Genomic DNA, 19,676 nt, shown 5'->3' with positions numbered 1-19,676 from the left:
ACCGACTCCCCCTCGACGAGGATTCACCATGCTCAAGTACTTCGACCCGCACATCCATATGGTCAGCCGCACCACCGACGACTATCAGAACATGGCCGCCGCCGGCATCACCGGGGTCATCGAGCCGGCCTTCTGGCAGGGCCAGGCCCGGACCAGCGTCGGCAGCTTCATCGATTATTTCGACACCCTGCTGGGTTGGGAGCGCTTTCGCGCCAGCATGTTCGGCATCCATCACTTCTGCACCATCGGCCTCAACCCCAAGGAGGCCAATGACCTCTCAGTGGCCAACGAGGTGCTGGAGATCCTGCCGCGCTACCTGCTCAAGGACGGCGTGGTGGCCGTCGGCGAGATCGGCTACGACGACATCACCCCCGAGGAAGACCGCTTTCTCGCCGCCCAGCTGCAACTGGCCAAGGAGTTCAACCTGCCAGTACTGGTGCACACCCCGCACCGCGACAAGATCGGGGGCACCAAGCGCACCCTGGCGGTGATCCGCGAGGTGGGCATCGCCGAGAACCTGGTGATCATCGACCACCTCAATGAACTGACCCTGCCCCTGGTGCTCGACAGCGATTGCTGGCGCGGCCATTCGATCTACCCCAACACCAAGATGTCGGAGCAGCGCATGGTCGCCCTGCTGCAGGAGTACGGCACCGAGAAAATGGTGGTCAACAGCGCCGCCGACTGGGGCATCAGCGACCCGCTGAAAGTGCCGAAAACCGGCCAGGCCATGCTCGCCGCCGGCTTCAGCGAAGCCCAGGTGGAACAGGTGCTGTTTCACAACCCGGTGGATTTCTTCGCCCAGAGCGGGCAGCTGGACAAGGCACTGGTCAGCACCCCGCTGCCCATCGACCAGCGCAAGCAGTGGCAGGAAAACTCGGCCCTGCGCGGCCAGGAGCCGGTGATCAAATGAGCCAGCCCAGGGAATGGACGCCCACCCAGATCGGCTATTGCGGCAACGTGCACCCCACCCCGGAACTGGCCGGGTTGCGGGCCTCGATCGAGTCCGACTTCCAGGGAGTGCGCCGCCTGCGCGGGCTGAGCCAGCAGGACAGCGGTCTGTGGATCAGCGCGCGGGCGGTCGCCGAGCTGCAACAGCCGACGGCACGCCGGCAATTTTTCGAACTGTTGCAACGCAGCGGCCTGCGCCTGACCTCGCTCAATGGCTTCCCCTATGGCCGGTTCCATGAGGGGGCGGTAAAGGCCGAGGTCTACCGCCCGCACTGGGCCGATCCGCAGCGCCTCGACTACAGCCTGCAACTGGCACGGCTGCTGGCCGATGCCCTGCCCCCAGATTGCACCCAGGGGGTGATTTCCAGCGTACCCCTGGGGTATGCCGCGCACTGGAATCAGGCCTTGCAGCACAGTGCCGAACAGCAACTGCGCCAGCTCACGGCGGGCCTGGCCAGGCTGTATCAGGAGAGCGGCAAGAAGATCCGGCTGTGCCTGGAAATGGAGCCCGATTGCGTGCTGGAAAACACCGGCCAGGCCATTGCCTTTTTCCAGCATTGGCAAGCCACCGATCCGCACCAGGAGTACCTGGCGCTGTGTTTCGACGTCTGCCATCAGGCGGTGCTGTTCGAGGATTGCTACCAGTCCCTGCACCGCCTGCAACAGGCCGGCGTACCGGTGGGCAAGATCCAGCTGTCCAGCGCCATGGTCTGCCAGCTGCCGGCAGCGGAGCATCTACGTCGGGCGGCGGTGGTCCAGGCCCTCGGCGACTTTGCCGAGGTGGTGTACCTGCATCAGGTCAAGGCTCGCGACGTCCAGGGCCGGCTGCTGTCCTGGCCCGACCTGCCCGCGGTGTTGCAGGACATCGCCCAGGGCCGGGTCCTGGAAGCGGAGCTGCGTATCCACTTCCACGTGCCGCTGTTCAGTGAGCAATTGCTGTTGCCGGAGCTCAGCGGCAGCCAGGGCGCGCTGGCCCAGACCTTCGATTACCTGGCCGAGCATCCGGCGCTGCGTCCAGTGCTAGAGGTCGAGACCTACAGCTGGGGCGTGCTGCCGGAGCCGCTGCGCCCGGACAGCGCCGCGGCGCAGTTGCAGGGCATCGCCCGCGAGCTGCAATGGGTCGAGGAGCAACTGCGGGCCAGGCAACTGCTGCAAGCCCACCCACGCCCGCGGGAGGTGGCCCATGGCCGCTGAAGCACCGCGCCCACCGCTGCTGCTGATCAACGTGGTCGGGCTGACCCCGGGTTTGCTCGGGGCCGCCACGCCACGCATCAATCAACTGCTGCACCGCGGGCAGATGACCCGTTTGCAGCCGGTGTTCCCGGCCGTGACCTCGACGGTGCAAGCCTCGATCCTCACCGGGAGCGCGCCATCGGAGCACGGGATTGTCGGCAACGGCTGGTACTTTCGCGACCAGGCCGAGGTGCGTTTCTGGCTGCAGCCCAATGGGCTGATCCAGGGGGAAAAAGTCTGGCAGGTGCTGCAACGGGAGATCCCCGGGTTTCGCTGCAGCCAGCTGTTCTGGTGGTTCAACATGTACGCCGAGGTCTCGGCCGCCATCACCCCGCGCCCGCACTACCCGGCCGACGGGCGCAAAGTGTTCGGCCTGTACTCCGACCCGCCCGGGCTGCACGAGGCCATCGAGCAGCAGATCGGCGAGTTTCCGTTCCATGGCTTCTGGGGGCCGGCGGCGGGCATTGCCTCCAGCCGCTGGATCGTCGACTGCGCCATGGCCGAGTTCCAGATCAACCGCCCGGACCTGCAACTGGTCTACCTGCCCCACCTGGATTACGGCCTGCAACGCCTGGGGCCGGAGCACCCGGCCATGGCCGATGAATTGCGCGCCATCGATCATGAAGTCGGGCGCCTGCTGGACTTTGCCGAGCAACAGGGCGCGTCGGTGATGCTGTTGTCCGAGTACGGCATCGAGCCGGTGCAGCAATCGGTCTCGCTGAACCGGCTGCTGCGCTCGGAAGGCTTGCTCCAGGTCCGCCAGTCGCTGTCCTGGGAACTGCTCGACCCCGGCGCCAGCGCGGCCTTTGCCGTGGCCGACCATCAGGTCGCGCATATCTACATCCGCCGCGCCCAGGACGTGGCCCGGGTCAAGGCCCTGTTGCAGCGCCAGCCCGGCGTCGAGCAGGTGCTGGACAAAACCGAACAGCGGGCCTGGCACCTGGACCACCCGCGCAGCGGCGAGTTGGTGGTGGTGGCCGCTGCCGGCTACTGGTTCGATTACTACTACTGGCTGGACGACCGCAAGGCGCCGGACTTCGCCCGTACCGTGGACATCCACCGCAAGCCCGGCTACGACCCGCTGGAAATGTTCATCGACCCGGCCATCCGCTGGCCCAAGCTGAAAATCGCCCGCCGCCTGCTGCAGAAAAAACTCGGCTTTCGCTACTACATGGACCTGATCCCATTGGACACGCGGATGGTCCGCGGCAGCCATGGCCGCCTGCCCGACAGCCCACAGAGCAGCCCGCTGCTCATCACCAATTGCGACCTGGCGCTACCGGAGCAACTTCCGGTCACGGCAGTCAAGCAACTGCTCCTGCAGTACTTCCTGGGGCGCCCATACCACGACAAGGCCAATGCCAAGGAGCTTCCATGCGGCGAGCCATCTCCATAACCGTTCTCAGTGCACTCGCCGGGTTGGCGCAGGCACAGAACGCCACTCCCTATGACTGCGGTAATTTCCTCACGTACGGAGCCAACCCCAGCCAGACCAAGGCCAACTTTTTGCAAAGCCCGGAAACCCAGGCCTGGAACTGGTTCGTCTGCCTCAACCAGCCTTCGGCCCAGGGCAGCCCGAACCGGGTCTGGGAAGGGTTCAAGCCGTCGGACCAGGTGTACCTGGCCAACGGCGCCCAGCCCAAGCCCTATCTGCCGCAGCAGCCCACGCCCATGGCGATCCAGGCCCAGGCACAAAAACTGGGGATGAACCCCAACCGGGTGTTCCAGAACCTGGACAGCACGCAACAGGTGGACGGCCTGATCCTGCAAATGGGCAACCAGGTGCCGGCAGCGCAACGCGGCCAGCCGGTGCGCTTTCACATCCTCATGGGCCAGGACACGTTCAACTACATCCTCAATAACAAGATCTACAACGTGAACGGCCAGGCCGCCCTGACCGGCAACCTGAATTTCCCGAGCACCGCCTGGGAGCTGAAAACCTCGTGGATCTGGATCGGCACCGATGCCGCCTTCAAGCAGAAGCTGGAGAACGATGGCTACTACATCATCCAGGCCTACTACCCGGACAAGAACCAGTACCAGGTCGGGTACGCCGCCCTCAGCGGCATGCACGTCATCAACAAGCTGAGCGCCAACTGGGTGTGGACCACCTTCGAAAACGTCAACAACAGCAAGTACACCGTGACCAATGCCGTACCGGCCACGCCGATGACCAACACCACCGGCCCGACCCCGGCGGCCAAGCCGGTGAACCTGAGTTTCCAGGCCACCTACCCCGGGCTGTCGAAGTACGAACTGATCGGCGTCGAGTTCCAGCCCGTGACCCAGGTGCTGGCCAACTCGCAGCTGGAGTCGGCGTTCCAGAGCACCTCGTCGTGCCTGGCGTGCCACAGCACCGCCGCCTACTCGAACCAGAAGGGTTACTTCAATTTCGCCCTGAAAGAACAGGGCGGCATCGTTTACCCGACCACTCCGCTGCCGGACTCGGCGTATGCCGGTTACAAAAAACTGGATTTTGTCTGGTCGCTCAAACGCGCCCAGTGGCAACGCTAAGGAGCATGACATGAGCGTATTGAACTTTCCCCGCATCTACCTCAACGGCCACATGTTCTGGAACCCGCCAACGGCCAACAACAACGACGTGTTCCCGCTGTACGACGCGGTGAAGATGGACATGAACTGGCCGTTCCTGAAGTACTACGACGTCACCCCGCAAAACGCCCCGACCGCGCTGATGCCGTGGTCGATCCGGCCACTGGCGTACAACCAGGTCCCGGATTACGTGCTGCAGGTGCCGACCAACGCCAACCCGAAAACCTACCCTTTCATGCCCGCCGAATGGGACCTGTTCGGCGACAACGCCTGCGGCACGGTGACCCACAAGGACACGCGCTCGGTGGTGGTGGGTGGCGAGTTGCAGGCCAACAATTACATCCTCCAGGACGCCCTGGTCAGCAAGAACTACCAGTTGCAGGGCAACCCCTTTGGCGGCAACGCGCCCAGTGCCGCGCGTTTTGTCGATGTCAGCCCCTGGCAAAACACCTTCACCGCGCTGTATTTCGACAAGCTGGTGCTGGGCGACGACCAATGCGGCCTGACGCTCAACCGCCAGTACCGGATGCTCGATCGCTTCCTCAACTTCAACTGGGGCGCGTTCGGTGGCTTGAGTACCGTGACCACCACCTGGCAGACCTGCTTTCCCAAGGAAAACCTGCAATGGGTCATCGGCAACTCGGTGCTGCTGAAAAACCTCCAGCAGCAAATGACCCAGCAGGGCGCCAAGGGCCTGATGTTCCGGTTCTCGACCTACCTGACCTTCTACGACAAAAACGGCGTCTTCAACGACTTCCCGCCGATCAACACCCACTCCCATGCCCCTGCGGACATGGAAAAGGTGCGGGTGATGTATGAGAAAGGGCTGAACAACGTCGCCGATATTTTCTTCAACCCGGCCTACAGCCGCACCGCCGGCACCCTTGGGCTGTGGTTTGCCGACGAGTTCCCCACGGCCCCCGGCGGCCGGCGCCTGATGCCCGCCAGCGCGGTGCCGGTGTACAAGAAAACCCCAGGTGACACCCAGCCGTCGAGCACCCAGCTGGGGGTGATTTCAGCCCAGATCAACCCGGGAGTGTTGTCCCTGGACCTGTCCAACGGCTTCCCGTTCTACCCGGTCGACCCCAGCGCCCCGATCGCCAAGGCGGAACGCTTCAACGCCGGCAACTACACAGTGGGGGTGCAGTTGAACGGCAAGTACCAGCCCCTGGCCCAGTTCGGCTTCGAGCAGTACAACCAGGCGGCCTTCGATAAACGCTCGGGCCTGCTCGATCTGCCAATCAACAGCGGGCAACAGAGTGCCCTGGAGAACGGCTCGCTGCTGTTGCAACAGCAAGGCGCCACGCCCGTGGTCGCCGCTGCTCAGCGCAAGTGGACCGCCGAGGTCATCGAGAGCGGCAGTTTCATTGATGTGGGCGATCACAAAACGCTGCAGATCATGGTGCAGCAGGACGGCGTCCCAGCCCCGGCCGGCACCGTGTTGTGGGTCGCCGAGTACGGCAACGCCTACATGATCACCACCAGCAACTACTACCTGGCATTCAGCAACCCGGCCAACTTCACCCTGTTCTATGACAACCCGAACAATCGCAACGCGAACCAGCCCAACCTGCCACAGTTCACCGACGCGCCACCGATTGCCAATCAGTTGGCCACCGGCAGCGGGCGACGCCTGACCGCACTGCTCAAGGCGGACGCCAGCAGCAACGCGGTGCCACCCGGCACCCCCATCAGCTATCAGCAGTACCTGAGCAAGCCGACCGCGATCAATCTGCGTCCGTGCCTGGCCTTCGATGAGCCGTTTGCCAGGAGCGGCACCCTGCGTGATACCCCCGGTGGCGGGCTGATCAACTACTCCATCACTAAAATCCGCACTGACGCCAGAGGTATCGCGCAACTGGGAATGCGCGCCGTGGCACCGGGGTTTCCGACCCTGCGTTTCTTCCTGCAAGAAGGCGCGAGCGCGCCACAGGTGCCCTTCAGCTTCGACTACACCGGGGGCTACGCCGACTTCCTCGCGCCCTTGCGCGTGCTGCCGATGGAGCCGCAATTGCAGCAAAACTTCATCAACTACTGGAACTCCATCTACAAGAGCGAGAACGCCAGCCAGCTGCTGTGGAACAACTTCATCTACGCGCAGATCCTGCAGCCCTTCTATTACCTGTACCCGATCATGAACAAGTTCATGCCGCTCAACTCCCAGACCCGGGTCGAAGGCGCCATCGACCAATTGATCGTGCTGATCAGCAAGCCGTATCAGGAAGAAAGCACGCTCTCGATGCCCATCACCCGCGACATGTCGCAAAGCCGGCGGGCGATTCTCGAGCTGTGGGCCCAGGCCCTGGTCAAGCGCAATTACCCACCCATCCCCCTGAGCATGAGTGACTTCAACACCCTCAACTGACCGCCAACGCATCACGCAGGAACGCCGGGTGACACCCTCACCCGGCACTTCAAGGGAGTGTCTTATGAACGCCAGCTTCTTTACCCGGCTGCTGTTGCCGACCCTGCTTATCAGCTCGCCGCTGTTCGCCCAGGACGACAGCCCCGCCGTGTACTTCACCAACGGGGTGCACAACACCCTGGGGTGCAATGCCAAAAACGGCAACTGCATCGCCCCCCGTGCGCCCACCGATCCCAGCGATCCGTTCTTCCCGGCCTATTGGATCAGCGACTGGACCATGTACCGGGTGATGACCAACTACCAGAACAACCCGCCGCCCTACAGCTCGCCGCCCAGCACCCTGAAACCTTCGGACTACACCGTGTCCAAGGGCACCAGCTACTACGACACCGGCTACCTGCCGCCCGATGGCGACGGTTACGGCGCGATGTTCGAGCACTACGAGAAGTACTGCCTGCCGATCTTCCCGATCAAGAACAACAACTACAGCTGCACCTTCGTCTCCCTGGGCAACAAGGCGTATTTCCTGACCTACGACGATCGCCCCAAGGACATGCCGGCCTGTTGCAGTTTTTCGCCGATGAACCACCCGCCGCGCCAGGACTTCGTGCAGCACCTGCCCTACAGCCCCAGCCGCAGCCAGAACCTCAAGGGCAGCGTGCAGGCCTACGCCCTGGACCTGGACTCGCCCCAGGGGCCGATCCTGTTCGGCTATGCCTTCAACAAGGCGCAGACCGGCACCCCGCCCTACCGCAAACCGCAGTCGTTCTTTTTCTCCGGGGACGCCAGCGTCGCCAACGCCCCCATCGTCAGCCAGAACTACGTCAACTTCCGCATCGAGAAACCCGACCCGGCCAAGACCTGGGACCAGGTCGCAGCCATGTGCCCAAGCAACCCGCCACCCTGCCAATTGTTCGAGCCACCTACCGGCCAGAGCAACGGCAAATCGGCGCAGTGGAACAAGTTGATGCAACGCCAACCCTGACAATGACGAAGGATCGCCATGAACAATTTTCCGCGCTTTAGCCTGATCTTGCTCGGCCTGCTCAGCCTGCCCGCCTATGCCCGGGAGCAGCCGGCCCAGACCACCTCGGGCATCGACCTCTCATGCCAGCCACCCAGCGTCGTGCCCATCGCCGACGCCAGCCAGGATGCGTTCGATCGCTACAGCTGGCAGATGTTTGTCGCCCTGAGCTGGCCCGCCAAGGCCGGAGCCCGGGGCCAGCCCGATTGCTCGGCGGCCCTGGGCGCCCCTGGCCCGACCGTGTGGCAAACCTACAAAAACGTCGATGAAATCTTCCTCCCCGGCGCCAAGCCGCCCGGACCGTGGAACTCGGCGTTGCAGGCCAAGCGCCTGTGGCTGATCAACATTGCCGCGCTGAAGAACAACACCGTCGTGCACTCTGACAATCAGGCGGTCGGCGGCTGGCTGATCGACCAGAACGGCAAACCCACCTATTACGAACTGGCCGCCAACGAGGCCTCCTACAACTACATCGTCGCCAACAACTTCTACAACGCCGACATCGTGTCCAAGGCCAGCAACATCAAGTTTCCCAGTGCGACCAGCGAGATCAAATCCAGCTGGCGCATCCTGACCGCCCAGGACGATGCCAGCCGCTACCTGCAAATGCCCGCCACGGTCACCCAGTTCAATGACCAGGGCATCCCGGACGGCACCACCCAGGTCAACCTGGGCCTGGTCGGCCTGCACATCATCACCAAGGCGCCGGGTTATCCGCAGTGGATCTGGTCGACCTTCGAGCAGGTCGACAACGTTCCACCCAAGGTCCTGGTCGACGGCAAATGGGTCAATCAGCCAGCGCCGGGGGTCAAGTACTCCTATTTCAACGCCGGCGCCCCCGCCGACAGCCTCAACCAGTCGCCTTGCAACTGGACCCTGCAGGATGGCCACCAGGTGTGCCAGCCCAAACCCGGAACCAGCTTCACCACGCCCAATCCGCTGGACCGGTTCACGCCCCTGACCCCGGCTACCGTAACCCTCAACAGTCAGTTCCAGGCCGCTGCGCAAGTGCAATCGACGGTGTTCAAGTATTACCAGCTGGTGACCACCCAATGGCCCAGCGACCCGAGCAACCCCAGCAATCCCCAGGGTTCGCCGACGCCGGCCCTGGCCGCCAACGTGACCATGGAAAGCTATATCCAGCCCAACAGCAGCTGCACCGATTGCCACTCCAAGGCCACCCCGATCAACAGCCGCTTCAAGGCGGACTTCTCCTACCTGTTCAAATTCGCCAAGGCACCCGCAGGCACTTCCATCAAGGATGAGGAATAGACCATGAGTATTCTGAATGGCCCACGGCTGAATTTCTGGGGCGGCATCCGCACCAACGTCAGCGTGCCGAACAACGCCGCGACCCTCCCCATCGACAACGGCCAGACCCTGGCCCTGTTCGACCTGACCACCTCGACCGTGTCGCCCCCGGCCCAGGCCTACAGCGATGATCAACTGAACCAATTCATCAACGCCCCCACCGGGGTCAAGTACACCGCCGGCGGCTGGAACCACTATGGCCAGCACTCCGTCGACATGCAGAACGTGCTGATCAGCTCCCAGGGCCAGCCGGGAGACATCAGCACCCATGGCGACCTGATCGGCCAGCCGTTGTACCTGATGGGCTCGGTGGACCCGGTCACTCAGAACCCGCCGGTCACCGGGCCGATGATGGTCGACCTTGACCCGACAGGGACCATCAGCACGCAGATTTTCGTCGGTGGCCTGCAGATCGGCAGCAGTGACAGCCCTCAATTGCTGATCCGCGGCAATACGGTGTGCAGCAGCTTCGACGTGGCCCTGCGGATCCTCGAAGGTGAGCCCGATGCGCCCGGGTCGAACCGGATCAGCGGCACCTTCCAGCTGACCTTCCCGCTCAAGGACATCGTCAGTTACAACCAGGACAGCGCGATTCTGAAGTCCATCATCGAAGCGCCGGGTGCCAGCGGGATTGTGGTGCGCTTCGTCATGTTCGAAATGTGCCCGAGCATGACCACCGCCGAGCTCGACGCCGACTACGCCGCCAAGCTCTTCACCGCCAACCCGAGCATCGGGCGCATGGTCGGCACCCTGGCCCCGGCGTTCCCCGGGGAGCCGCTGATCTTTCCGGCTGGCCGCCAGTTGATCAACCAGACCAGCGGCGGCACCGGCTACGCCACCTTGACCAGTGATGAGCTGCTGAGCATCGACATGCTCAACATCATTCCCAAGCAGGCCTTTCGCAGTGTGCGCACCGATATCACCAGCCCCATCGGGCCCAATGCGGATTACGGCCCGGTGTCCATCACCGCCGGATCGACCAAGCTGACTACCCTCAACCCCTTCGGCAAAGACCTGCAGTACTACTACCTCTACGGCGGCATCGTTGATTTGCCCCTGAGCGCCGAGCAGCAACAGTTGGTCGCCAGCCAGCCACTGGGCATCAAGGCCCCACTGACCCTCGCCAAGACCACGGTGAACGCCCCCGAGCAGGCTTATCGCCTGAGCGCCGACCAGCGCAATATCTACCTGGACGACCACCCGGACGGAGTCCAGATCACTCTGAACGTGACCCAACTGGGCGGGCCCGTGACGCAAGACACGGTGATCAAGATCACCCCCGGCCCTTCCAACGACGACGAGCACGCCCCGTACCTGGCCCCTGAATATTGGGACTTCCTGGTGTTCGAGCCGCAACTGACCGTGAGCAAAGGCAGTGCCAGCGTCAGCTTCAAGGTCACCCTCAAGCCAGGCTCAGAACCCCAGGCCGGGTTTGCCACCTTGAATTTCAGCGTCGTCGGCAGCGACGACGGGGCGTATTTCATCAACTTTCGCAAGTTCGCCCAGACCAGTTTCGGCATCGCCCCGGGCACCAGCGTTACCTGGGATCAGGTCTATGAACACGTGCTGCGTTTTCACTACCTGGCGTTCCCGGCCATGTCGCGCTACATCCCGCTCAACCAGCAGGATGCGGTGTGGAACGCGCGGCAGATGATCCTGGCGCGCACCTCCGAGGTCTATAACGGCACCACGCTGTACATGCCAGTGGTGCACTCGATGTCACCGAGCCAGCGGGCGCTGCTCAAGGCCTGGCTCACCAGCGAGCCCTGGCAGCCCCAGTTGTGATGACGCCCCGCCCCCTTTGCACTGGAGAGCCGCCATGCCGATGCCGATCCTGATTCCCGCTCACCCGGCGCCAAACCTGCGCCCCAGCAGCATCGTCGCCCAAGGGCTGCTGAACCCGCGGGGCCTGTGCCTGCAAAGCGACGGCAGCCTGCTGATGGCCGAAGCCGGTTCAGGCCTGCCCGACCAAAGCTTCAGCGGGCGCATCAGCCGCCTGCGCCCCGATCCCGATATGCCGGGGGCGTATCTGCCACCGGAAATCGTGGCCGAGGGCTTTCGCTCCATGAACCTGCAGGCGCGCATGTTGCGCGATGAAATCATGGGGCTGTCGGATATCGCCTGTGGCGACGGACGCTGCCTGGTCAGCCAGACCAACTATGTCGAAGGCTCGAAAATCCTCGACCTGCAATACCGGCCGCCCGAGCCGGTATTCAACAGCCGCGGCAACCTGAACTCGCTGTGCTATCACCCGGTGCGCCGCAGCTGGCTGGCGGTCAAACCCGATACCAATCAACTGGTAGAGTTCAAGGGCGACAAGGAAGAGCGCGTGCTGTTCGACTTGCCGGACCTGGGCCTGGGCCAGGAAGCGGTGCCGGTGACCCTGGTCTATGAACCGGCGACCGCCGCCGTGTTGATCAGCCTGTTCTCGGGTGAGCTGCACAGCGATCCGGCGCGGCGCGGCATTGATTTCGCCGAGCGTGCCGGCCAGGTGATCCGGGTCTGGCTGCACAGTGGGCGCATTGAGGTGCTGATTGATGGCCTGCAACTGCCCACCGGCCTGGCCCTGAGCCAGGACGGCCAGGTGTTGGTCCTGGAGCTGTGCGACCGTCTGCTGCAACCCCTGCTTCCAAGTTGGGCCGGCGAGTGCCTGCACGGCGGTTTTGCCCGCTTCAGTGGCCGGCTGCTCAGTTGCAGCCTGAACACCGGGCAGGTCACGCTGCTGGCCCAGCATCTGGATACCCCCTCCAACCTGTGCCTGGTGCCGGGGGCGGTATTGATCAGCGAAGGCATGGGTCTCACCGGTCGCCCCCTGCCTACACCGGACAACGGCGTCGCCGCGCTGTCCGGCCAGGTTCGCCGGGTGCAACTGCCCTAGCGGACTGATCGCCAGGCAAAGAAAAAGGCCCTTGGCGATTATCGCCAAGGGCCTTTGCTCAGTGCTTTTGACGGCGCTGGATCAGAACGGAATATCGTCATCGAAGCTGTCGAAATCCGGAGCCGGCTGCGGTGCCGCCTGCTGAGGCGCTGGACGCGACTCACGCTGTGGCTGCTGGCTTGGCTGCGGACGGGACTGCTGAGGACGTGGCGCCGAGTTGGACATGCCACCGCCTTGCTGGTCGCCCTGTGGACGGCCGCCCAACAGTTGCATGGTGCCTTGCATGTCGACCACGATTTCAGTGGTGTAACGCTTGATGCCGTCTTTTTCCCACTCGCGGGTTTGCAGTTTGCCTTCGATGTAGACCTGCGAACCTTTACGCAGGTACTCGCCAGCGATCTCCGCGACTTTGCCGAACATCGAGACGCGGTGCCATTCAGTCTTTTCGACTTTCTGGCCGGTCTGTTTGTCGGTCCACTGTTCGCTGGTTGCCAGACTCAGGTTGGTCACGGCGTTACCGTTAGGCAGGTAGCGAACTTCGGGATCCTGGCCGCAAGTGCCGACCAATATGACTTTGTTAACCCCACGGGCCATAACGTTCTCCTAGGCTTCGCTCGCCGCCGGCGCTGGATTGACCAGCTGCTCGAGGGTCGCGCGATCCAATAATTCGGTGTCCAATTTGATGTAAATGGCGGCCTCCTCGGCCACCACCACTGCATCTGTTACCCCAACAACGGCCTTCAGGCGCTCGACCAGACCGGCTTCGCGGATCGCTTCGGGCGATAACGGCAAGCGCAGGCTCGTCACATATGGGGGCTCGCGCATGGTAACAGCAAAGACCAGCCAGAGTGCAGCCAGACCTGCGCATCCCAGGAACACAACCGACAAACCGCCATGTTGGAACAACCAGCCGCCAAGGATACCGCCCAAGGCCGAACCGAGAAACTGACTGGTGGAGTAAACCCCCATGGCAGTGCCTTTGCCGCCGGCCGGTGAAACCTTGCTGATCAGCGATGGCAAGGAGGCTTCCAGCAGATTGAACGCGGTGAAGAACACCACCGTACCTATCACCAGCGCCCGCAAGCTGTCGCCGAACTGCCAGAAGAATAGCTCAGTGAGCATCAGGGTACTGACGGCACCGAGCAGAACTCGTTTCATTTTGCGTTTCTTCTCGCCGTAGATGATGAACGGGATCATGGCGAAGAACGAGATCAACAACGCGGTGAGGTAGACCCACCAGTGCTGTTCCTTGGGCAGGCCGGCTTTTTCCACCAGCGCCAGAGGCAGGGCAACGAAGCTCGACATCAGCATCGCATGCAACACGAAGATACCAAGATCCAGGCGCAGCAGGTCCGGATGCTTGAGGGTCGGCAACAGTGCCTGGCGGGCCACGCCGGATTCACGATGCTGCAACGGGCCGGTGGAGCGCGGCACCATAAAGGCAATGATCAGAATCCCCACCAGGGCCATGCCGCCGGTCGCCAGGAACAACCCCGACAGGCCAAAGCTGCGGGTCAGCAACGGACCGACCACCATGGCCACGGCAAACGACAGACCGATGGTCATACCGATCATCGCCATGGCTTTGGTCCGGTGCTGCTCGCGGGTCAGGTCTGACAACAGCGCCATGACCGCCGCGGAAATCGCCCCCGCCCCCTGCAGGACCCGTCCGGCAATCACCCCCCAGATCGAATCGGCGTTGGCTGCCAGCACACTGCCCAGGGCAAAGACGATCAACCCGAGGTAGATCACCGGGCGCCGGCCAATGCGGTCGGAGATGATGCCGAACGGGATCTGGAACAACGCCTGGGTCAAGCCGTAGGCGCCAATCGCCAGGCCGATCAGGGCCGGGGTTGCGCCAGCCAGGTCCATGCCATAGGTCGCCAGGACCGGCAACACCATAAACATGCCAAGCATACGGAAGGCGAACACCAGGGCCAGACCGCTCGCTGCGCGGGTCTCGCTGCCACTCATGCGTTCGCTGTGGGGATCGTGCATGGATAAACCTCATGTGAACCGGCGGCGATTCTACCAGTCCCATCGATAGACGGGGTACATGGCGACTCTTTGTCACGTACCCGTGCCGCGACCTGGAGTCACCCCCCCTGGCCCGCTGCTGAAATCTGCTAGCCGATAGTGTGCATCCATCCAGTATTTGGCTTTATACTCCTTCGTTTTCGATGCCCGCCAAGCGAGGCCGCTTTTGGACAAGATCCTGATTCGTGGGGCCCGAACCCACAACCTGAAGAACATCGACCTGACCCTGCCGCGGGACAAGCTGATCGTCATCACCGGCCTGTCCGGATCCGGCAAGTCGTCCCTGGCCTTCGACACGCTGTACGCCGAAGGCCAGCGCCGTTATGTCGAGTCGCTGTCGGCCTACGCCCGACAGTTCCTGTCGATGATGGAAAAGCCTGACGTCGACACCATCGAAGGTCTGTCGCCAGCCATCTCCATCGAACAGAAATCGACCTCGCACAACCCGCGCTCCACCGTGGGCACCATCACTGAAATCTACGACTACCTGCGCCTGCTGTATGCCCGCGTCGGTATTCCGCGCTGCCCCGATCACGATATCCCGCTGGAAGCCCAGACCGTCAGCCAGATGGTCGACCTGGTACTGGCACAACCGGAAGGCAGCAAGCTGATGCTGCTGGCCCCGGTGATTCGCGAGCGCAAGGGCGAGCACCTCTCGGTCTTCGAAGAACTGCGGGCCCAGGGTTTTGTCCGGGCACGGGTCAACGGCAGGCTGTGCGAGCTCGACGAACTGCCGAAGCTGGATAAACAGAAGAAGCATTCGATCGACGTGGTGGTGGACCGTTTCAAGGTCCGGGCCGACCTGCAGCAGCGCCTGGCCGAATCCTTCGAGACCGCCCTGAAACTGGCGGACGGCATCGCCCTGGTGGCGCCGATGGATGATGAGCCCGGTGAAGAAATCATCTTCTCCGCACGCTTTGCCTGCCCGATCTGCGGACACGCCATCAGCGAGCTGGAACCCAAGCTGTTTTCCTTCAACAACCCGGCTGGCGCCTGCCCGACCTGTGATGGGTTGGGGGTCAAGCAGTTCTTCGATATCAAGCGCCTGGTCAACGGCGACCTGACCCTGGCCGAAGGTGCGATTCGCGGCTGGGACCGGCGCAACGTCTACTACTTCCAGATGCTCGGTTCCCTGGCGTCGCACTACGGTTTCAGCCTCGAAGTTCCGTTCAACCAGCTGCCAGCCGACCAGCAAAAGGTCATCCTCAACGGCAGCGGTTCGCAAAACGTCGACTTCAAGTACCTCAACGACCGTGGCGATATCGTCAAGCGATCGCACCCGTTCGAAGGCATCGTGCCGAACCTGGAGCGTCGCTACCGCGAAACCGAGTCGGCCACCGTGCGCGAAGAGCTGGCGAAGTTCCTCAGCACCCAGCCCTGCCCAGATTGTCGTGGCACCCGCCTGCGTCGCGAAGCGCGGCATGTGTGGGTCGGCGAGAAAACCCTGCCGGCGGTAACCAACCTCCCGATCGGCGACGCCTGTGAATACTTCGGCGTGCTCAAGCTGACCGGACGTCGTGGCGAAATTGCCGACAAGATCCTCAAGGAGATCCGCGAGCGCCTGCAGTTCCTGGTCAATGTCGGTCTCGATTACCTGTCGTTGGACCGCAGCGCGGACACCTTGTCCGGTGGCGAGGCGCAGCGGATTCGCCTGGCCAGCCAGATCGGCGCCGGCCTGGTCGGGGTGCTGTACATCCTCGACGAACCTTCAATCGGTCTGCACCAGCGGGACAACGATCGCCTGCTGGGCACCCTCAAGCACCTTCGCGACATCGGCAACACGGTGATCGTGGTGGAACATGACGAAGACGCCATTCGCCTGGCCGACTACGTGGTGGATATTGGCCCCGGCGCCGGGGTGCACGGTGGACACATCGTTGCCGAAGGCACGCCAGCCGAAGTCATGGCCCATCCTGATTCGCTGACCGGCAAGTACCTGTCGGGGCGGGTGAAGATCGCGGTGCCCGCCAAGCGCACGCCGCGTAATAAAAAGCTTAGCCTGTCGCTCAAGGGCGCCCGTGGCAACAACTTGCGCAACGTCGACCTGGAGATCCCAATCGGCCTGCTGACCTGTGTGACCGGGGTCTCCGGCTCGGGCAAGTCGACCCTGATCAACAACACCCTGTTCCCCCTCAGCGCCACCGCACTGAACGGTGCGACCACTCTGGAAGCCGCTGCCCACGACAGCATCAACGGCCTGCAGCATCTGGATAAAGTGGTCGATATCGACCAGAGCCCGATTGGACGGACACCGCGTTCCAACCCGGCGACCTACACCGGTCTGTTCACACCGATTCGCGAGCTGTTCGCCGGCGTACCCGAGTCGCGCTCGCGCGGTTACGGGCCGGGGCGCTTCTCGTTCAACGTCAAGGGTGGACGTTGCGAGGCTTGCCAGGGCGATGGCCTGATCAAGGTCGAGATGCACTTCCTGCCGGACATCTACGTGCCCTGCGACGTGTGCAAGAGCAAGCGCTACAACCGCGAAACCCTTGAGGTCAAATACAAGGGCAAGAGCATCCACGAAGTGCTGGAGATGACGATCGAGGAAGCACGGGTATTCTTCGATGCGGTACCGGCGCTGGCGCGCAAGCTGCAGACCCTGATGGATGTCGGGCTGTCCTACATCAAGCTCGGGCAGTCGGCGACTACGCTTTCCGGTGGCGAGGCCCAACGGGTCAAGCTGTCGCGTGAGTTGTCCAAGCGCGATACCGGCAAGACCTTGTACATCCTCGACGAGCCGACTACCGGCCTGCACTTTGCCGATATTCAGCAACTGCTCGACGTGCTGCATCGCCTGCGCGACCACGGCAACACCGTGGTGGTGATCGAGCACAACCTGGACGTGATCAAGACCGCTGACTGGCTGGTGGACCTGGGTCCTGAAGGCGGCTCCAAGGGCGGGCAGATCATCGCGGTCGGCACACCGGAGCAAGTGGCCGAGATGGCGCAGTCCCACACCGGGTACTACCTCAAACCTCTGTTGGCTCGCGACAGGGATTGAGACCCACGAAAAAGCCCCTGGCATTGTGAGATGCCAGGGGCTTTTTTATGTCACTGAAATCGCCTTGCGAACGATCCAGTATGGCGCTGACGGAAAATCAGAACTGCGATTGCAGGTAGTTTTCCAGTCCGATGACCTTGATCAGGCCCAACTGCTTCTCCAGCCAGTAGGTGTGATCTTCTTCGGTATCGGCCAATTGAATGCGCAGGATGTCACGGCTGACATAGTCCTTGTGCAACTCGCAAAGCTCGATGCCTTTGCACAGCGCGGCGCGCACTTTGTATTCCAGGCGCAGATCGCTGGCGAGCATCTCAGGCACCGTGGTGCCGGTGTCCAGATCATCTGGACGCATGCGCGGCGTGCCTTCGAGCATCAAGATGCGACGCATCAGGGCGTCAGCATGTTGTGCCTCTTCTTCCATCTCGTGATTGATACGTTCGAAGAGCTTGCTGAAGCCCCAGTCTTCGTACATCCGCGAATGGATGAAATATTGGTCACGTGCTGCCAGCTCGCCCGTCAGCAACGTGTTGAGGTAATCGATTACGTCCGGGTGACCTTGCATCGCCCTACATCTCCCTGCTTGAAAGTGGATAGTTTGAACCAAGCTGACCTGCAGGTCACTGGAAAAACGCTAACAAAGTGAAGATATTCTGAGAAAAGTAGCTTAAATAACGCAAAAACCGCCCAAATGAGGGCGGTTCTGCTTCTCGTTTAGACTTAGTTAAGCTGTACGCCCAACGCCTTTGCGACTCCTTCTCCATAAGCCGGGTCGGCCTTGAAGAAATGCTGCAGTTGACGCTGGACCACGTCCGCCGAAACACCGGCCATGGCACCGGCAATGTTGCTGATCAACAACGCCTTCTGATCTTCGTTCATCAGGCGGAAAAGCGCGCCAGCATGACTGTAGTAGTCGGTGTCTTCACGGTGATCATAACGATCTGCCGCGCCGCTGAGCGCCAATGCGGGCTCGGCATACCGAGGCGCCTGTTTGGGCGAATCCGCGTAGCTGTTCGGCTCATAGTTAGGCGCCGCGCCACCGTTGCTGCCGAAGGCCATGGAGCCGTCGCGCTGGTAGCTGTTCACCGGGCTGCGCGGCGCGTTGACCGGCAGTTGCTGGTGGTTGGTACCCACGCGATAGCGATGAGCGTCGGCATACGCAAAGACTCGTCCTTGCAGCATGCGGTCCGGCGACAGGCCTACCCCCGGCACCATATTGCTTGGACCAAACGCCGCCTGTTCGACTTCAGCGAAGTAGTTCTGCGGGTTGCGGTTAAGCTCCAGCTCGCCCACTTCAATCAGCGGGAACTCCTTCTGCGACCAGGTCTTGGTCACGTCAAACGGATTCTCGTAATGAGCTGCGGCCTGGGCCTCGCTCATGATCTGAATGCACACGCGCCATTTTGGGAAGTCACCACGCTCAATCGCGCCAAACAGGTCGCGCTGGGCGTAATCCGGATCAGTACCCGCCAGTCTTGCCGCTTCCGCCGGAGCGAGATTCTTGATCCCTTGCAGGGTCTTGTAGTGCCACTTCACCCAGTGCCGCTCGCCTGTGGCGCTGATCAGGCTGTAAGTGTGACTGCCGAAACCGTGCATGTGACGGTAGCCATCAGGAATACCCCGATCCGAGAACAGGATGGTGACCTGGTGCAGCGCCTCGGGTGAATGCGACCAGAAGTCCCACATCATCTGACCGCTCTTCAGATTGCTCTGCGGCAGACGCTTTTGGGTGTGGATAAAATCGGGAAACTTCAGCGGGTCACGGATGAAAAACACCGGCGTGTTGTTGCCGACGATGTCCCAGTTACCTTCCTCGGTATAGAACTTCAAGGCGAAACCACGGGGATCGCGTTCGGTATCAGCCGAGCCACGCTCACCGCCTACCGTGGAGAAGCGCAAAAAGGTCGGTGCTTGCTTGCCCACGGACTCGAACAGCTTGGCGCTGGTGTACTGAGTGATGTCCCGGGTGACAGTGAACGTCCCGTAGGCACCTGAACCCTTGGCATGCACGCGACGCTCAGGGATGTTTTCACGGTTGAAGTGGGCGAGCTTCTCGATCAAATGAAAGTCGTCGAGCAGCAATGGGCCACGAGGACCGGCGGAGCGGGAATTCTGGTTATCGGCGACCGGAGCGCCACTGGCGGTGGTAAGCGTTTTGTTCTGGCTCATGCTCAATCTTCCTCTGTCAGTCTTGAAACTGCCGGCTAATCGGCTGACATCGAGTATTGACCATCCCGATGACACCATCAAATTCATTAATTCATGATGTTCGATAGATAATTACTAATTAGCCAGGAGACAAATAGCCAAATCGAGCTCTGATGAA

The 19,676-nt window shown here is 62.2% G+C and carries 14 protein-coding genes; 10 read left to right on the top strand and 4 right to left on the bottom strand.

The features are described from left to right. Positions 1-28 precede the first annotated feature (28 nt). The 9 genes from ACOZJV_RS27660 (at position 29) to ACOZJV_RS27620 (ending at position 12,315) form a co-directional block, all read left to right on the top strand. Positions 29-913, top strand: a complete 885-nt coding sequence (locus ACOZJV_RS27660; RefSeq protein WP_020297869.1) for a TatD family hydrolase — start codon at positions 29-31, stop codon at positions 911-913. Beyond that, positions 910-2,145, top strand: coding sequence for a metabolite traffic protein EboE (gene eboE / locus ACOZJV_RS27655; protein ID WP_421548931.1), 1,236 nt, complete (start codon positions 910-912; stop codon positions 2,143-2,145). Before ACOZJV_RS27660 ends, eboE begins: the two co-directional genes overlap by 4 nt. Further along, the gene (locus ACOZJV_RS27650) at positions 2,135-3,580 is read left to right on the top strand and encodes an alkaline phosphatase family protein (protein ID WP_421548930.1); all 1,446 of its coding nucleotides are present in this window, start codon (positions 2,135-2,137) and stop codon (positions 3,578-3,580) included. Before eboE ends, ACOZJV_RS27650 begins: the two co-directional genes overlap by 11 nt. Beyond that, a complete protein-coding gene (locus tag ACOZJV_RS27645; protein WP_078471574.1) occupies positions 3,559-4,698 on the top strand; it encodes a hypothetical protein in 1,140 nt (379 codons plus the stop codon). The genes ACOZJV_RS27650 and ACOZJV_RS27645 overlap by 22 nt, the downstream gene beginning before the upstream one ends. A 10-nt stretch (positions 4,699-4,708) precedes the next feature. Next, complete coding sequence (locus ACOZJV_RS27640; protein ID WP_421548929.1) at positions 4,709-7,102, top strand: hypothetical protein; 2,394 nt, start codon at positions 4,709-4,711, stop codon at positions 7,100-7,102. Positions 7,103-7,166: 64 nt separating this feature from the next. Continuing rightward, positions 7,167-8,087: a hypothetical protein gene (locus ACOZJV_RS27635; RefSeq protein WP_421548928.1), complete on the top strand. Its 921-nt coding sequence runs from the start codon at positions 7,167-7,169 to the stop codon at positions 8,085-8,087. 18 nt (positions 8,088-8,105) lie between these two features. Next, complete coding sequence (locus ACOZJV_RS27630) at positions 8,106-9,398, top strand: hypothetical protein (RefSeq protein ID WP_421548927.1); 1,293 nt, start codon at positions 8,106-8,108, stop codon at positions 9,396-9,398. 3 nt (positions 9,399-9,401) lie between these two features. Then, positions 9,402-11,222 (top strand): hypothetical protein, encoded by a 1,821-nt coding sequence (locus tag ACOZJV_RS27625; protein WP_421548926.1) that lies wholly within the window; start codon positions 9,402-9,404, stop codon positions 11,220-11,222. A gap of 34 nt (positions 11,223-11,256) precedes the next feature. After that, the gene (locus ACOZJV_RS27620) at positions 11,257-12,315 is read left to right on the top strand and encodes a hypothetical protein (RefSeq protein ID WP_421548925.1); all 1,059 of its coding nucleotides are present in this window, start codon (positions 11,257-11,259) and stop codon (positions 12,313-12,315) included. A gap of 81 nt (positions 12,316-12,396) precedes the next feature. Here the strand turns inward: ACOZJV_RS27620 and ACOZJV_RS27615 are convergent, their stop codons facing one another. Together ACOZJV_RS27615 and ACOZJV_RS27610 are read right to left on the bottom strand one after the other, a co-directional pair. Next, positions 12,397-12,909: a single-stranded DNA-binding protein gene (locus ACOZJV_RS27615; protein WP_020297860.1), complete on the bottom strand. Its 513-nt coding sequence runs from the start codon at positions 12,907-12,909 to the stop codon at positions 12,397-12,399. A 9-nt stretch (positions 12,910-12,918) separates the two neighbouring features. Then, entirely contained in the window at positions 12,919-14,313 is a 1,395-nt protein-coding gene (locus ACOZJV_RS27610; protein WP_078471568.1) for an MFS transporter, read from the bottom strand. 205 nt (positions 14,314-14,518) lie between these two features. Here ACOZJV_RS27610 and uvrA point away from each other — a divergent pair, with 205 nt between their 5' ends. Then, positions 14,519-17,353: an excinuclease ABC subunit UvrA gene (gene uvrA, locus ACOZJV_RS27605; protein ID WP_421548924.1), complete on the top strand. Its 2,835-nt coding sequence runs from the start codon at positions 14,519-14,521 to the stop codon at positions 17,351-17,353. A gap of 97 nt (positions 17,354-17,450) precedes the next feature. On the opposite strand, the gene bfr is transcribed toward uvrA, so the two are convergent. Both bfr and ACOZJV_RS27595 read right to left on the bottom strand, forming a co-directional pair. Next, positions 17,451-17,915 (bottom strand): bacterioferritin, encoded by a 465-nt coding sequence (gene bfr / locus ACOZJV_RS27600; RefSeq protein ID WP_020297857.1) that lies wholly within the window; start codon positions 17,913-17,915, stop codon positions 17,451-17,453. Positions 17,916-18,070: 155 nt separating this feature from the next. Continuing rightward, positions 18,071-19,519: a catalase gene (locus ACOZJV_RS27595; RefSeq protein ID WP_421548923.1), complete on the bottom strand. Its 1,449-nt coding sequence runs from the start codon at positions 19,517-19,519 to the stop codon at positions 18,071-18,073. Positions 19,520-19,676: the final 157 nt, after the last annotated feature.

It is taken from the genome of Pseudomonas sp. QD4, from assembly GCF_049199125.1.
Classification (GTDB): domain Bacteria; phylum Pseudomonadota; class Gammaproteobacteria; order Pseudomonadales; family Pseudomonadaceae; genus Aquipseudomonas.
Note: the sequence above shows the minus strand (reverse complement) of the source record. Positions and strands in the feature narration are given on the sequence as shown.

Excerpts from the sequence above, each read along its gene's own strand:
- ACOZJV_RS27660 (WP_020297869.1), top strand. The coding sequence starts at position 29 with ATGCTCAAGTACTTCGACCCGCACATCCATATGGTCAGCCGCACCACC.
- eboE (WP_421548931.1), top strand. The coding sequence starts at position 910 with ATGAGCCAGCCCAGGGAATGGACGCCCACCCAGATCGGCTATTGCGGC.
- ACOZJV_RS27650 (WP_421548930.1), top strand. The coding sequence starts at position 2,135 with ATGGCCGCTGAAGCACCGCGCCCACCGCTGCTGCTGATCAACGTGGTC.
- ACOZJV_RS27645 (WP_078471574.1), top strand. The coding sequence starts at position 3,559 with ATGCGGCGAGCCATCTCCATAACCGTTCTCAGTGCACTCGCCGGGTTG.
- ACOZJV_RS27640 (WP_421548929.1), top strand. The coding sequence starts at position 4,709 with ATGAGCGTATTGAACTTTCCCCGCATCTACCTCAACGGCCACATGTTC.
- ACOZJV_RS27635 (WP_421548928.1), top strand. The coding sequence starts at position 7,167 with ATGAACGCCAGCTTCTTTACCCGGCTGCTGTTGCCGACCCTGCTTATC.
- ACOZJV_RS27630 (WP_421548927.1), top strand. The coding sequence starts at position 8,106 with ATGAACAATTTTCCGCGCTTTAGCCTGATCTTGCTCGGCCTGCTCAGC.
- ACOZJV_RS27625 (WP_421548926.1), top strand. The coding sequence starts at position 9,402 with ATGAGTATTCTGAATGGCCCACGGCTGAATTTCTGGGGCGGCATCCGC.
- ACOZJV_RS27620 (WP_421548925.1), top strand. The coding sequence starts at position 11,257 with ATGCCGATGCCGATCCTGATTCCCGCTCACCCGGCGCCAAACCTGCGC.
- ACOZJV_RS27615 (WP_020297860.1), bottom strand. The coding sequence starts at position 12,909 with ATGGCCCGTGGGGTTAACAAAGTCATATTGGTCGGCACTTGCGGCCAG.
- ACOZJV_RS27610 (WP_078471568.1), bottom strand. The coding sequence starts at position 14,313 with ATGCACGATCCCCACAGCGAACGCATGAGTGGCAGCGAGACCCGCGCA.
- bfr (WP_020297857.1), bottom strand. The coding sequence starts at position 17,915 with ATGCAAGGTCACCCGGACGTAATCGATTACCTCAACACGTTGCTGACG.
- ACOZJV_RS27595 (WP_421548923.1), bottom strand. The coding sequence starts at position 19,519 with ATGAGCCAGAACAAAACGCTTACCACCGCCAGTGGCGCTCCGGTCGCC.